Origin of the sequence: Streptomyces sp. NRRL F-6492 (genome assembly GCF_001280125.1) — a bacterium.
In the GTDB taxonomy this organism is placed as follows: domain Bacteria; phylum Actinomycetota; class Actinomycetes; order Streptomycetales; family Streptomycetaceae; genus Streptomyces.
This window is the reverse complement of sequence record NZ_LGEG01000002.1, coordinates 167,005-179,900: the sequence shown is the minus strand read 5'-3', so window position 1 is coordinate 179,900 and position 12,896 is coordinate 167,005. Positions and strand designations below refer to the sequence as shown.

At 72.3% G+C, this 12,896-nt stretch carries 13 protein-coding genes; 2 read left to right on the top strand and 11 right to left on the bottom strand.

From position 1 onward, the window contains the following. Nucleotides 1-45 precede the first annotated feature (45 nt). The gene (locus tag ADL08_RS01995) at nt 46-504 is read left to right on the top strand and encodes an ABA4-like family protein (RefSeq protein WP_053640251.1); all 459 of its coding nucleotides are present in this window, start codon (nt 46-48) and stop codon (nt 502-504) included. Nucleotides 505-571: 67 nt separating this feature from the next. Beyond that, on the top strand, nt 572-1,501 hold the full coding sequence (locus ADL08_RS01990; RefSeq protein WP_053640250.1) for an ADP-ribosylglycohydrolase family protein: 930 nt from the start codon (nt 572-574) through the stop codon (nt 1,499-1,501). A 16-nt stretch (nt 1,502-1,517) separates the two neighbouring features. Here the strand turns inward: ADL08_RS01990 and ADL08_RS01985 are convergent, their stop codons facing one another. The 11 genes from ADL08_RS01985 to ADL08_RS01935 form a co-directional block, all read right to left on the bottom strand. Beyond that, on the bottom strand, nt 1,518-3,023 hold the full coding sequence (locus ADL08_RS01985) for a cytochrome P450 (RefSeq protein WP_078967917.1): 1,506 nt from the start codon (nt 3,021-3,023) through the stop codon (nt 1,518-1,520). 246 nt (nt 3,024-3,269) lie between these two features. Then, nucleotides 3,270-6,098: a DEAD/DEAH box helicase gene (locus ADL08_RS01980; protein WP_053640270.1), complete on the bottom strand. Its 2,829-nt coding sequence runs from the start codon at nt 6,096-6,098 to the stop codon at nt 3,270-3,272. Nucleotides 6,099-6,269: 171 nt separating this feature from the next. Continuing rightward, complete coding sequence (locus tag ADL08_RS01975; protein WP_053640248.1) at nt 6,270-7,223, bottom strand: diacylglycerol kinase; 954 nt, start codon at nt 7,221-7,223, stop codon at nt 6,270-6,272. Between the two features lie 40 nt (nt 7,224-7,263). After that, nucleotides 7,264-8,163 carry a twin-arginine translocase subunit TatC gene (gene tatC, locus ADL08_RS01970; RefSeq protein ID WP_199836933.1) on the bottom strand — a complete coding sequence of 300 codons (900 nt, stop codon included), beginning with the start codon at nt 8,161-8,163 and terminating at the stop codon, nt 7,264-7,266. A gap of 105 nt (nt 8,164-8,268) precedes the next feature. Continuing rightward, nucleotides 8,269-8,562 (bottom strand): Sec-independent protein translocase subunit TatA, encoded by a 294-nt coding sequence (gene tatA / locus ADL08_RS01965; RefSeq protein ID WP_053640246.1) that lies wholly within the window; start codon nt 8,560-8,562, stop codon nt 8,269-8,271. A gap of 184 nt (nt 8,563-8,746) precedes the next feature. Continuing rightward, nucleotides 8,747-8,944, bottom strand: a complete 198-nt coding sequence (locus ADL08_RS01960; RefSeq protein WP_053640245.1) for a hypothetical protein — start codon at nt 8,942-8,944, stop codon at nt 8,747-8,749. A 35-nt stretch (nt 8,945-8,979) separates the two neighbouring features. Further along, nucleotides 8,980-9,243 carry a hypothetical protein gene (locus ADL08_RS01955; RefSeq protein WP_053640244.1) on the bottom strand — a complete coding sequence of 88 codons (264 nt, stop codon included), beginning with the start codon at nt 9,241-9,243 and terminating at the stop codon, nt 8,980-8,982. A gap of 66 nt (nt 9,244-9,309) precedes the next feature. After that, nucleotides 9,310-10,269 carry a helix-turn-helix transcriptional regulator gene (locus ADL08_RS01950; RefSeq protein ID WP_053640243.1) on the bottom strand — a complete coding sequence of 320 codons (960 nt, stop codon included), beginning with the start codon at nt 10,267-10,269 and terminating at the stop codon, nt 9,310-9,312. Nucleotides 10,270-10,285: 16 nt separating this feature from the next. Then, nucleotides 10,286-11,242, bottom strand: a complete 957-nt coding sequence (locus ADL08_RS01945; protein WP_053640242.1) for a helix-turn-helix transcriptional regulator — start codon at nt 11,240-11,242, stop codon at nt 10,286-10,288. Between the two features lie 152 nt (nt 11,243-11,394). Then, on the bottom strand, nt 11,395-11,775 hold the full coding sequence (locus tag ADL08_RS01940; protein WP_053640241.1) for an FKBP-type peptidyl-prolyl cis-trans isomerase: 381 nt from the start codon (nt 11,773-11,775) through the stop codon (nt 11,395-11,397). Nucleotides 11,776-11,843: 68 nt separating this feature from the next. After that, nucleotides 11,844-12,821, bottom strand: a complete 978-nt coding sequence (locus ADL08_RS01935) for an FKBP-type peptidyl-prolyl cis-trans isomerase (protein WP_053640240.1) — start codon at nt 12,819-12,821, stop codon at nt 11,844-11,846. Nucleotides 12,822-12,896: the final 75 nt, after the last annotated feature.

Genomic DNA, 12,896 nt, shown 5'->3' with positions numbered 1-12,896 from the left:
CACCTCCCCCGCCCCTCCCACCTCCCCCACCGAGGAGATCCCGGCATGACCGGATTCCTCTTCGAGCTCGCCTTCTTCCTCGCGGCTCCCGTCTGGTTCCTGATGGTCCTCGCGCCCCGGTGGCGGTTCACCGAGCGTCTCGCGGCCTCGCCGCTGACCGTCCTCCCCCTCCTGGCCCTCTGGGCGGTGCTGGCCGTCCCCGTCCTGCCCGAGTTCTGGACGGCGGTCAGCAGCCCCGACATCGACGCCTTCCGGGACCTCGCCGCGCTCGCGAACGGCGCCGGCGCGATCTGGGCCCAGATCCTCGCCTGGGACCTGCTGCTCGGTCAGTGGATGTACCGGGAGGGCCGACGCCTCTCCGTACCGACCCTCCTGATGGGTCCTCTGCTCCTCCTGACGATCCTCCTCTCCCCCGTCGCCCTGCCGCTCTTCCTGGTGGTCCGCGCCCTCTGGACCGCACGCGCACGGCGCGAGGGACGCACCCCGGCCCCCGCCCCGGCGTGAGCCGGCCGCTCCCCGCGCCCCGCCACCACGGCGCGGGGAGCCACAACCCCCGTTCCAGGGTGGCCGGATGACGAACACCGACCGTGCCGTGGGCGCCGTCCTGGGCTCCGCGGCGGGTGACGCCCTGGGCGCGCCCTTCGAGTTCGGCCTCCCCGGCGTCTTCCGGGAACGCTTTCCGGACGGCGCCGGCGAGCTGTGCGGGGGCGGCGGCTGGGACCCGGGCGAGGCCACGGACGACACGCAGATGGCCGTTCTGCTCGGGGAGTCCCTCCTCGAACGGGGCGGTCTCGACCTGCCGGACGTCTTCGACCGCTTCCGTCGCTGGGCGGCGGCCGACCCCAAGGACATCGGCCTCCAGACCGAGCAGGTGCTGCTCGGCGGCGACCCGTGGGACCTCGCGTCCTCCCTCCATTTCCAGGCCAACATGTACGCCGCGGGGAACGGTTCGCTGATGCGGGCCGCCACCTCCGCCGTGTACTTCGCGGCACGGGGACGGGCCGCGACCATGGACGCCGCCCGTCGCCTCGCCGCCCTGACGCACGGCGACGGCGCGGCCTGGGAGGGTACGGCGATCCTCCACGAGCTCGTCCGGGTCGCCCTCCTCGGCGAGGACCCGCTCACCGCCCTGCCCGTCACCCTCGCCGAAGTGGCCCCCGCGCATCGGGACCGGTGGGCGACGGTGCTCTCCCCCGGCTGGCACCCGGACGACGCGACCGAGTTCAACGGCGCCGTCTGGCCGTGCCTCGGCTCGGCGGTATGGGCGCTGCGCACCACCCGCTCCTTCGAGGAGGCCCTCGCCGCGGCGGTCGACCTGGGCGGCGACACCGACACGGTGGCGGCGGTGACCGGCACGCTCGCGGGCGCGGTGTACGGCTCCGCCGGCGTCCCCGCCCGCTGGCTGTCCGCCCTCCACGTCCCCCTCCCCGGCTTCGGCGGCCGTGTCCTGCGCGCCGACGACCTGCGGGACCTGGCAAGGGACCTGGCCACGGCCGGCTGAGGACGCCGGGCCGGTCTCAGCCCCGGGCGCGGACCGTCGCGAGGACGTCGCGGTCCGGCTGGAGGGTGAGGCTGGGGACCGGGCGTATCCCGTCGGCGGTGACGTCCAGGTGGAAGCGGCGCGCGAGCACCGCGAGGACGAGGACGGCCTCGACGAGGGCGAAGCGGGTACCGAGGCACACCCGGGGGCCACCGCCGAACGGGAACCAGGCGTACTCGGGTATCTCCTCGACCGGCGCTCCGCCCTTGCCCTCTCCGCCGCCCATTCCCTCCCCGGCCTCCTTGCCGTTCCCGGGGTCCCCGGTCAGCCAGCGCTCGGGGCGGAAGGCCTCGGGATCGCCGTACCAGCGGGGGTCGCGGTGGGTGGCCCACTGGCTGGACCAGACACGGGTGCCGACGGGGACGGGGGTACCCCCGATGGTGGCGCCCTCCTTCGCGAGGCCGGTGATGAGCCAGATGGTGGGGTAGAGCCGGAGGGTCTCCTTCACGACGGCCTGGGTGTAGGGCAGGGAGGCGTAGTCGTCGTAGCCCGGTTCGTGGTCGGTCAGGACCCGGTCGAGCTCCTCGGTGAGCGCGTCACGGACCCGGGGGTTCCGGGAGAGGAGGTGCCAGGCCCAGACGAGGGTGGAGCTGGTGGTCTCGTGGCCCCCGATGTAGAGGGTGACCGTCTCGTCGCGTATCTCCCGGTCGGAGAGGCGGGCGCCGGTCTCGTCCCGGGCGGCGAGGAGCCGGCTGAGCAGGTCGGGGCGGTCGGTGTCGCCGTCGCGGTGGCGGGAGACGACCCGGGAGACCTCGGCGTCGATGACGGCCGTGGCGCGCTTGATGCGGGCGCGTCCGGGGGTGGGGACCCAGTCGGGCAGCAGGGCTCCGATGCCGCTGAACTCGGCGCCGATCTCCTTCTGCGCGATGTCCATCGCCCGGCCGATGGACTCGGCGTCGGCGGCCGTGTCGACGCCGAAGATGGTGCGGACGGCGATGAGCTGGGTGAGGGCGGCCATCTCCCTCTTGATGTCGATCCGTTGTCCGTCGGTCCACCGGTCGGCGAGGTCGACGGCGCATTCGGCCATGGTCGCCGCGTAGGAGCGGACCTGCTTGGGTCGGACGGAGGGCTGGACGAGGGAGCGCTTGCGCCGCCAGTCGGCGCCCTTCGCGACGACGACGCCGTTGCCGAGGAGGGTGCGGAAGGCGATGCCGAGGTCTGGCTGGTCGAAGGTGCGCTCGACCTCGGTGAGGAGCTCACCGATGTTGTCGGGATGGGCGATGAAGAGGGCGCGGCTGCGGCCGAAGCGCCAGCGGACGAAGTCCCCTCGGTCCCGCAGCTGTTCGAAGAAGGCGAGGGGGTCCTTGCCGAAGGCGGGCAGGTTGCCGAGGAGGGGCACGCCTCGCGGTCCTTCCGCGAAGACCGCCGACTCCCGTACAGCCTCATCTCCCTGCGTCTCCGCTCCCGCCGTCTTCCCTTCCGGCGTCTCCGCCGGTCGTTCCTCGTCGCGCGCCCCGGCATCCGGACCGGCATGTGTGGTCATCCGTTTCCCCTCCCCAACTGCCCTTCCCCGCATGTGAGTCCATGCAAGCGGAAGGGCCAGGGTCCGCGCCACCCCTGTGGACAACGACCTGTGGACAACGGCGTCGAGAACACGACAGAAGCCGAGTGCCCGTGGCGTGATCACCACGGGCACTCGGCTCCGAAGGCCCTGAGGGCCCGAAAAACCGGAAGGCCCGGAAAGCCCGGAAGGCTTCGAAGCCTCTGCCCCCCGAAGGAGTGAGGACCGTCAGCCCACCGAGCTGTAGGCCACGACGCCCCGCAGCAGCGAGTCGACGGCCTTGCGGGCGTTCTTGGCGACGGTGCTGTTCTCCTTGGGAGCGGCGGCGGCGATCTGCCCGAGGACGTCGATCACCTGCTTGCACCAGCGGACGAAGTCTCCGGCCGGCATCTCCGCCTCTCGGAGCACCTGGTCGAGGGTCTTGTCGGAGGCCCACTGGTAGGCCGCCCAGGCGAACCCGAGGTCGGGCTCGCGCTGGCCCACCCCCTCCGCCTGGTTGATCTTGAACTCCTCTTCGAGGGCGTCGAGGCGGCCCCAGATCCGGACCATCTCGCCGAGCGCCGCCTTGGCGTTGCCGGTGGGCAGCTTGGGGGCGACGGCGTCGTCGGCCTGGCGGGACTCGTACACGAGGGCGGAGACGCAGGCGGCGAGCTCGGGCGGGGTGAGGCCCTCCCAGACCCGGTCGCGGAGGCATTCGCTCGCCAGCAGGTCGAGCTCGCCGTAGAGCCGGGCGAGCCGCTTGCCGTTGTCCGTGACGTCGTCGCCGCGCAGGTAGTCGAGCTCGGTGAGGAGCGCGACGATCCGGTCGAAGGTGCGGGCGATGGTGTTGGTGCGGCCCTCGATGCGCCGCTCCAGCTGCCGGGTGTCGCGCTGGAGGCGGTGGTAGCGCTCGGCCCAGCGGGCGTGGTCCTCGCGCTCGTCGCAGCCGTGGCAGGGGTGCGCGCGGATCGCGGTGCGCAGCCGGGCGATCTCGCGGTCGTCGGCGGCGGCGGCGCGGTCCTTGCGGTGCCGTTCGGGGTTGATGTGGCCGGCCTTGCTGCGCAGCGCGGAGGCGAGGTCGCGGCGGGACTGCGGGGAGCGCGGGTTGAAGGACTTGGGGATCCTCATGCGCTCCAGCGCCTCGACCGGGACGGGGAAGTCGATGGAGGCGAGCCTCTTGACCTGCCGCTCGGCGGTGAGGACGAGGGGGCGGGGCCCGTCGTGGTGCTCGAAGCCGCGGTGTCCGTTGGTGCGGCCCGCCGGGATGCCGGGGTCGAGGACGAGGGCGAGGCCGGCAAACTTTCCGGTGGGGACGTGGATGACGTCGCCGGGCTTCAGCTTCTCCAGGGAGCCGGCCGCCTGGGCGCGGCGCTGGGCGACACCCTGCCGGGCCAGCTCCGTCTCGCGGTCCTTGAGGTCGCGGCGGAGCAGCGCGTACTCCTCGAAGTCGCCGAGGTGGCAGGTCATGCCCTCGCGGTAGCCCTCCAGGCCCTCCTCGTTCTTCTGGACCTGGCGGGAGATCCCGACGACGGAGCGGTCGGCCTGGAACTGCGCGAACGAGGTTTCGAGGAGTTCGCGGGACCGGTGCCGGCCGAACTGGTCGACGAGGTTGACCGCCATGTTGTACGAGGGCCTGAAGCTGGAGCGCAGCGGGTACGTGCGCGTGCCGGCGAGTCCGGCGAGGTGGCCGGGGTCGAGGCCGCGCTGCCAGAGGACGACGGCGTGTCCCTCGACGTCGATGCCGCGGCGTCCGGCCCGGCCGGTGAGCTGGGTGTATTCGCCGGGGGTGATGTCGGCGTGCTGTTCGCCGTTCCACTTGACCAGCTTTTCGAGCACGACGGACCGCGCGGGCATGTTGATGCCGAGGGCGAGGGTCTCGGTGGCGAAGACGGCCTTGACGAGGCCGCGGACGAACAGCTCCTCGACGACCTCCTTGAAGGTGGGGAGCATGCCCGCGTGGTGGGCGGCGATCCCCCGCTCCAGGGCTTCGAGCCACTCGTAGTAGCCGAGGACGTGGAGGTCCTCGGCGGGGATGGAGGCGGTGCGCGCCTCGACGATCTCGCGGACCCGCTGCCGGGCCTCGTCGTCGTTGAGGCGGAGCCCCGCGTGGAGGCACTGCTGGACGGCGGCCTCGCAGCCCGCGCGGCTGAAGATGAAGGTGATGGCGGGCAGGAGTCCCTCGGCGTCGAGGCGATCGATGACCTCGGGCCGGCCGGGGGTCCAGATACGGGAGCGCTGGCGGCGCTCGCGCTCGCGGTCGGCCTCGCGGACCATCTTGCCGCGCCGCCGCTCGCGCGGGTTGTACGTGCGCGTGTTCTCGGTGCGGGCGAGGCGGAGGAGGTCGGGGTTGACCTCGCGGCGGGAGGCGCCGCGGCCGCCGTGGTCGGTCTCCTCCTCGAAGAGGTCGTACATCCGGCGTCCGGCGAGGACGTGCTGCCAGAGCGGCACGGGGCGGCTCTCGGAGACGATGACCTCGGTGTCGCCGCGGACGGTGTCGAGCCAGTCGCCGAACTCCTCGGCGTTGGAGACGGTCGCGGAGAGCGAGACGAGGGTGACGGATTCGGGGAGGTGGATGATCACTTCCTCCCAGACGGCGCCGCGGAAGCGGTCCGAGAGGTAGTGCACCTCGTCCATGACGACGTGGCCGAGGCCGGAGAGGGCCTGGGAGCCCGCGTAGAGCATGTTGCGGAGGACTTCAGTGGTCATGACGACGATCGGCGCGTCGCCGTTGACGCTGTTGTCCCCGGTGAGCAGGCCGACCTTGTCGGCTCCGTACCGCTTGACGAGGTCGGCGTACTTCTGGTTCGACAGCGCCTTGATGGGGGTCGTGTAGAAGCACTTGCGGCCCTGGGTGAGGGCGAGGTGGACGGCGAACTCGCCGACGATGGTCTTGCCGGAGCCCGTGGGCGCGGCGACGAGCACCCCCTTGCCCGCTTCGAGGGCCTTGCACGCCTCGATCTGGAAGGGGTCCAGGTCGAAGTCGTACATCTCGCGGAAGGGGTACAGCGCGGTGGCCCGCTCGGCGTTGCGGGCGCGGGCGGCCGCGTAAGCCTCGGCTGGTGTGAGGTCCTCTGTCATCTTGTTGTCGAGCCTACCCGCCACCCCTGACAGTGACGCGATCTTTATCGCGCGATGTGGAGCGGCGGGAGCGGACCGTCCGGAGTGGACCGGCCGCGCCGCACCGGCCGGAGTCGGTCGGCCTGCGCGGATCGGCCGGAGCCGATCGGCCTGCACCGATCGGCCGGCGGGTCACCGGGGAGGGGAGGGGGTCTCCGGAGCGAGGACGCGCAGGGCGCCGGGTACGCACTCCACGGCGAGGGGCAGCGGGCCGAGGGGCTCGCCGTCGGCGTAGCCGGTGGTGTCCGGGGCGTCGAGGGCGAGGGAGCGGGTGCGGTACGTGGTGACCTTGGGGTGGTCGAGGTGTGTGCCCTTGTAGACGCGGGGGAAGACCTTGATCAGGGTGGTGCGGTCGCAGTCGCCGACGACCGTGACGTCGAGGAGGCCGTCGTCGGTGCGGGCGTCGGCGCAGATCCGCATGCCGCCGCCGTAGGAGGTGCCGTTGCCGACGGCGACGAGGGTGGCGTCGACCTCCACGACCCGGCCGTCGTCGAGGGTGAGGCGGTAGGGCACGGGCCGGAAGGCGGCGAGCTCGGCGAGGATCGCGAGGTCGTACTTGAAGCGGCCCGCGAGGACGCGCATGCGGTTGCCGCGGTCGTTGACCCGGGAGTCGAAGCCGGACGCGAGGACGGTCCCGTACCAGCGGGCCTCGCCTCCGGGGCCGGTGGCGGCGGCTCCCCCGTCTCCGCCCGTGACGCGTCCGAGGTCGACGGTCCGGCCTCCGGTGTCCTTCAGGATCCCGGCGGTGACGCGGGCCGCGGCGGCCGGGTCGCGGACGGGCAGGCCGAGGGTGCGGGCGAAGTCGTTCCCGGTGCCCGCGGCGATGATCCCGAGGGGGACGGAAGTGCCGGCGACGACCCGGAGGGCGAGGGAGACCATGCCGTCGCCGCCGACGGCGACGAGGGCGCCGGTGCCGTCCGCGACGGCCTCGCGGACGCGGCGCAGGGCGTCGGCGGCGTCGTGCCCGAGGACGGTGCGGACGGAGAATCCGGCGTCCCGCAGGGCGTCGAGGGCGGGCCGGGCGGCCTGTGCGCCCCGGCCGCGGCCCGCGGTGGGGTTGACGAAGAGGGTGATGTCGCTGGTCATTGGGGTCCCCCCGGACGGAGTCTGGGGGGACCCTACAAGATCAGGTGATGTCGTCGTAACCGTTGAGGCGCCGCACGGCGCCGCCGTGCTCGCCGGTGGCCTGCTCGGGCAGGGCGCGGGGAGCGCTCACGGCCTCGACGGCGCCGACCCTCTCGGGGGTGAGGTCGAGGACGGAGGCCTCGTCGTCGTCGAGTCCGGCGTCGGGGTTGCCGCGCCTGCGTCGCCGGTCGTTGAGGAGGGAGAAGCCGACGGCCCCGAAGTACAGGACGGTGATGGGTCCGGCGAGGGCGATCATGCCGATGGGGTCGGTGGTGGGGGTGATGACGGCGCCGAAGACGAAGACGCCCATGATCACGCCGCGCCACCAGCCGGCCATGCGGCGGCCGGTGAGGACGCCGGTGAGGTTGAGCATCACCAGGACGAGCGGGAGCTCGAAGGCGAGGCCGAAGACGAGCACCATGCGGAGGGTGAAGTCGAGGACGTCACCGAGCGAGAGGATGTTCGCGGAGCCCTCGGGCGTGAGGCTGATGAGGACCTTCACGCTGATGGGGAGGATGAGGTACGCGAGGTAGGCGCCGGCGGTGAAGAGCGGCACGGCCGCGCCGACGAAGGCGTACGTGTACTTCTTCTCGTTCTTGTGCAGTCCGGGCGCGACGAAGGCCCACAGCTGGTACAGCCAGATCGGGCTGGCGACGACGAGGCCCGTCGTCAGCGACAGCTGGATCGTCGTGCTGAACGGGGCCATCAGCGTGTTGAAGGAGACGATCGCGCAGTTTCCGCCGTTGCTGACGACGTCCTTCGGGCAGGTGGGCACCGACTGCGTCAGGAACTGCATCAGCTCCTCGCTGTACACGAGGGCGACGATCGTCACCGCTGCGACGGCGAGGAGACCCTTCGCCAGTCGGTTGCGGAGTTCGCGGAGGTGCTCCACGAGGGGCATCCGGCCCTCGGGATCCTTCTCCTGTTTGCGGGCAGACTTGGGCAACCCACGTCCTCATCTCGTGCGGCAGGCCGCCGCCCGGTGCGGCGGCCGCGGCGGACCGGGTCAGCGCTTGGTGGTGTCCGTGGGCTCGGTCACGGGACGCGCGCTGGTCACGTCGCCGGGAGCGGCCTGGATGGTGCGCGCGACGGGCTGGTCCGGCGTGACGGTTCCGGTGTGCGGCGGGTCGGCGGGCGCGCTCTGCTGGTCGTCGGCCTTCATCGCCTTGGCCTCGCTCTTGAGGATGCGGGCCGACTTGCCGAGGGAGCGGGCCATGTCCGGGAGCTTCTTGGCGCCGAACAGGAGGATGACGACGACGAGGATGAGAATGATCTCGGTGGGGCCGAGCCTTCCGAACATAGCTGTTTACCTTCTTCACCGAGGCGACATGGTGTGCGTACCCGGCGGGTCGGACAGGTGTCCGGCCACCGCGCTGTCTGCGATCGTAACCCGCAGGAGTAAACGGGGGGCAATGCCCGTGCGTACTCCCGATTGCGTCCCGTGCGCCCCGGCCGGGCCGCTTCCCGCAGCGTACGGCACGGGTTCAGCGGAGCGTCTCGCCGGTTCGGGCGAGGTCGGCGGCGGCGTCTTCGAGTTCTTCGGCGGCCCGGGTGATCCGCTGGGTGGTGTGGGCCACTTGACGGCCGAGGCGCTGGACCTCCAGGAAGACCTTGACGGCGAGGACGCCGAGGACGGCGATGCCGAGGAAGCCGAGGGCGATGGCGAGCATGGGCCAGAACATGGGGCGAGCCTAGACGCTGGACGGTGGCGGGGTTCTCAGACGGTGGTGTGGAGGCGCAGTGTGCGGACGCCGCCGCCGGTGAGGAGTTCGACGATGCGCTCGCCGGCGGGCTTGCGGACGGAGCTTCCGCACTCGGGGCAGGTGAAGGAGTAGAAGGTGGTGCGGCGGCTGGCTCCGATGGCGAGGCGCAGGGCGTTCGCCGAGAGTTCGAAGCGGGAACGGCAGTCGGGGCAGGCGGCCTTGAAGAGCACCGGAGCCACCGCCGCCGCGAAACCGTGCATCACGGATATTTCTCTCATCTCTCCCACCTCCGCTCGTTCATCCCCGCGCGCTCCCGGCCGATCGTTCCGCTCGCCCCGGGCGGCTCATCCCCGCTCGCTCTCGTACGCGGCGAGCGCGGCGGCGGCGGCCGTCCTGGCGCTGTCGGCGAGGTCGGCCGGCGCGACGATGCGCCCGTCGCTGCCCAGCCGGAGCGCGAGTCTGCGCAGCGAGGCGGGGTCCGGCGTCCGCAGGGTGATCCGCAGACCGCCGTCGGGCAGCTCGTCGGCCCGGTCGTGCGGGTAGTACTCGGCGACCCAGCGGCCCCCGGGACCGACCTCGACCACGACCTCGGGGTCGTCGGCGGAGGGCTGGACCAGGTTCTCGGAGAGGTCGCGCAGCTCCAGCTCCGGCGGCGCGGCGGGCTCGTCGAGGAGGCGGATCTCCGCGACCCGGTCGAGCCGGAAGGTGCGGCGGGCCTCGGAGAGGCGGCACCACGCCTCCATGTAGGTGTGGCCGACGGCGAAGAGGCGGATCGGGTCGACCTCGCGCTCGGTGAGCTCGTCGCGCGCGGGCGAGTAGTAGCGGACCCACAGGCGGCGGCGCTCGGAGATCGCCCGGTCGACCTCGGCGAAGACCCCGCCCTCGGCCTCGAAGGTCACCGAGAGCCGGGCGCTGGCCCCGGCGGCCTCGCCGGCCGCGGTCTCCAGCTTGGCGGTGGCGCGGAGCAGGGCCTCCCGGTCGCTCTCGCGGAGCCCCGGCAGGGTGGCGACGGCGCGGGCGGCGACGAGCAGGGCGGTCGCCTCGTCGGCGGCGAGCCGCAGCGGGGCGGCGACGTCGTCGGGGTTGTGCCACCAGATCCGGTCGCCGTCGGTGTCGATGTCGAGGAGGTCCCCGCCCCGGAAGCTGGTGCCGCACATGGGCAGCACGTCCAGGTCGGAGATCAGCTCGTCCTCGGTGATGCCGAAGGCGCGCGCCACGTCGGCGACGTGGGCGCCGGGGCGCTCGCGGAGGTAGGTGACGAGGGAGAGCATCCGCCTCGTCTGGTCGATCGCGTTGGCAGCCATGCGTCCGTCTCTCTCCTCAGCCCTTGGCCACGGCGCGCAGCCGGTCCACCACGTCGGCCCGCAGATCGGCCGGTTCCAGTACGACGACGTCGGGGCCGAACTCGACGAGCCAGGCGTCGAGGCCGTGCCCGTACGGGATCTCCAGCTCGTCCCAGCCGTCGGCGCCCTCCCGTACGGACTGGGCGCGGGCCCGCAGCGGATAGCCGGCACCGGCGCGGAGGCGGATCCGGGCGGAGCGGGTGGCGGTCTCGCCCGCCCAGCTCTCGACGGTCTCCCGGACGGTGACGACGTCGGGCACGGGCGCGGTGAAGGCGCCGGCCCGGGAGCGGACCTTGCCGGTGATCCGGGAGAGGCGGAAGACGCGCTCGGCGCCGCGGTCGCGGTCCCAGCCCGCGAGGTACCAGTGGCCGCGCCAGCATTCGAGGGTCCAGGGCTCGACGTGCCGGGTCCCGGGGCGGGCGGCGTTGGCCTTGCGGTAGTCGAAGACGACGGGCCGCCGGTCGCGGCAGGCCAGCATGAGGGGCTCGAAGGCGGCCTCGCGGACCGGAATGCGCGGTTCGAGGGCGCTGGGCTGGACGTCGTACGAGTCCTCCGCCTCCGGCATGCCGGCGGCGCGGAGCTTCTGGAGGGCGCCGCTGGCGGCTCCGGCGAGGCGGGCCTGCTGCCAGACCTTGGCGGCGAGGCCGAGCGCGGCGGCCTCCTCGGCGTCGAGGGTGATGGGCGGCAGCCGGTTGGAGTCGCGGCGGGCCAGGTAGCCGGTCTCGCCCTCCAGGTTCTCGACGGTCTCGATGACGAGGCCGAGCTCGCGGAGGTCGTCCTTGTCCCGCTCGAACATGCGGTTGAAGGCGTCCTCGCCGCTCGCTTCGAGGTAGGCCTCGATGGAGCCGCGGAGTTCGCGCTTGCTGAGCGGGCGGCGCGTCCCGAGCAGGCACAGCGCGAGATTCATCAGCCGCTCGGACTTGGCAATCGCCATCGACGCCCTGCACCTCTTCAGCCGGTTCCACTTCTCGGACGTCCGACCGTACCGCCCCGGGCTCTCGGGACAAAAGCGGAGGGCCCCCACCGTGGACGGCGGGGGCCCCCGAGGGCCTCACCGGTCGGGGCCGTGCCCGTCCGGACGGCGGGTCAGCGCTTGCCGACGGCCACGAGGTCGCAGACGAAGATCAGCGTCTCGCCCGGGGCGATCGCGCTGCCGGCGCCGCTGTCGCCGTAGGCGAGGTGGGCGGGGATGATCAGCTGGCGGCGGCCGCCGACCTTCATGCCCTGGACGCCCTGGTCCCAGCCCTTGATGACCTGGCCGATGCCGAGCTGGAAGCCGAGCGGGGTGCCGCGGTTCCAGGAGGCGTCGAACTCCTCGCCGGTGGAGAAGGCCACACCCACGTAGTGGACCTGCACGGCGTCGCCGGCCTCGGCGACCTCGCCGTCACCTTCCCAGACGTCCTTGATCTCCAGGTCCTTCGGCGGCTCGCCACCCGGAAAGTCGACCTCGGGCTTCTCGATGCTCACTGCTGTGTGCTCCTTCTTGTGGTGCGTTGATCCGGAACAGTCTCACAGATCGTTGATCCGGTCGGGGATCAGGCGACGCCCAGGATGTCGACGGAGAAGACCAGCGTGTTCTTCGCCAGCTCGCTGCTCGGGTTGGACCCGTAGGCCAGCGCCGGGGGGATCACCAGGAGGACGCGGTCACCGACGTTCTTGCCGACCAGGGCCTTGTCCCAGCCCTGGATGACCGATCCGGTGCCGATCTGGAAGGCGGTGGCGCCCCCGTGGTCCCAGGAGGAGTCGAACTTCTTGCCGTCCTCCCACTTCACACCGGTGTACTGGGCGATGAGCCCCTGCCCGGCTTCGACCTTCGGCCCGGTGCCCTTGATCAGCACCTGCTCCTTCAGCTCGGTGGGCGCCTTCTCACCCTTCGGGACGGTGATCGTCGCGGCCGCCTGGGAGGGGGCCTTCACCACCGGCATCCCGGCCTCGGGCGCCGCCTGGGTGCCCTTGGCCTCGGCCTTGGAGTCCACGGCGGCGGCTCCCGCCACGTCGACGACCCAGACCAGGGTGTCGGTGGTCTTCAGCCCCGACTGCGGGTTCAGGTTCTCGCCGACCAGGTCGCCCGCGCTGCCCTGCACGAGGACGCGGGAGCCGACCTTCTTGCCCTCCACCGCGTTGAGGACCTTCTCCGGCAGCTGCTGGCTCGGCTGGCCGAGCCGCTCGACGGCCTGCGGGTGCGCTCCCTTGGCGTCGGGCGTCTGCTGGGCCCAGGTGCCCCCGAGCGGCTTGTCCTCCTGCCACTTCTCGACCGTCCAGTCCAGCCTGACGAAGTCGCCCTTCTTGACCGTCGCCCCGCTGCCCTCCGTCACGGTCTCGATCACCGTCTTGTCGGCGGCCTTGGCGTCCTTGGGGACGACGACGTCGGGCTGCGCGCCGAACTTCCCCTTGACCTCGGCCACCGTGCCTTCCGAGGTGTTCTTGTCCGAGTCCGAACCGCACGCGGCGGTGATCAGCAGGACCGGCACCGCGAAGAGGGCGGCGATACGTCGCTTCGTGTTGTAGTTCATCAGTCCAACTGGGAGTCGGGGCCATGGGAACGTCCACACTCTACGGTGCGGCCCCTGCCCCGCAGGGGTTCTGCC

Excerpts from the sequence above, each read along its gene's own strand:
- ADL08_RS01960 (WP_053640245.1), bottom strand. The coding sequence starts at position 8,944 with ATGTTCTGGCCCATGCTCGCCATCGCCCTCGGCTTCCTCGGCATCGCC.
- tatC (WP_199836933.1), bottom strand. The coding sequence starts at position 8,163 with ATGCCCCTCGTGGAGCACCTCCGCGAACTCCGCAACCGACTGGCGAAG.
- ADL08_RS01975 (WP_053640248.1), bottom strand. The coding sequence starts at position 7,223 with ATGACCAGCGACATCACCCTCTTCGTCAACCCCACCGCGGGCCGCGGC.
- ADL08_RS01945 (WP_053640242.1), bottom strand. The coding sequence starts at position 11,242 with ATGGCGATTGCCAAGTCCGAGCGGCTGATGAATCTCGCGCTGTGCCTG.
- ADL08_RS01935 (WP_053640240.1), bottom strand. The coding sequence starts at position 12,821 with ATGAACTACAACACGAAGCGACGTATCGCCGCCCTCTTCGCGGTGCCG.
- ADL08_RS01985 (WP_078967917.1), bottom strand. The coding sequence starts at position 3,023 with ATGACCACACATGCCGGTCCGGATGCCGGGGCGCGCGACGAGGAACGA.
- ADL08_RS01980 (WP_053640270.1), bottom strand. The coding sequence starts at position 6,098 with ATGACAGAGGACCTCACACCAGCCGAGGCTTACGCGGCCGCCCGCGCC.
- ADL08_RS01995 (WP_053640251.1), top strand. The coding sequence starts at position 46 with ATGACCGGATTCCTCTTCGAGCTCGCCTTCTTCCTCGCGGCTCCCGTC.
- ADL08_RS01950 (WP_053640243.1), bottom strand. The coding sequence starts at position 10,269 with ATGGCTGCCAACGCGATCGACCAGACGAGGCGGATGCTCTCCCTCGTC.
- ADL08_RS01955 (WP_053640244.1), bottom strand. The coding sequence starts at position 9,243 with ATGAGAGAAATATCCGTGATGCACGGTTTCGCGGCGGCGGTGGCTCCG.
- tatA (WP_053640246.1), bottom strand. The coding sequence starts at position 8,562 with ATGTTCGGAAGGCTCGGCCCCACCGAGATCATTCTCATCCTCGTCGTC.
- ADL08_RS01990 (WP_053640250.1), top strand. The coding sequence starts at position 572 with ATGACGAACACCGACCGTGCCGTGGGCGCCGTCCTGGGCTCCGCGGCG.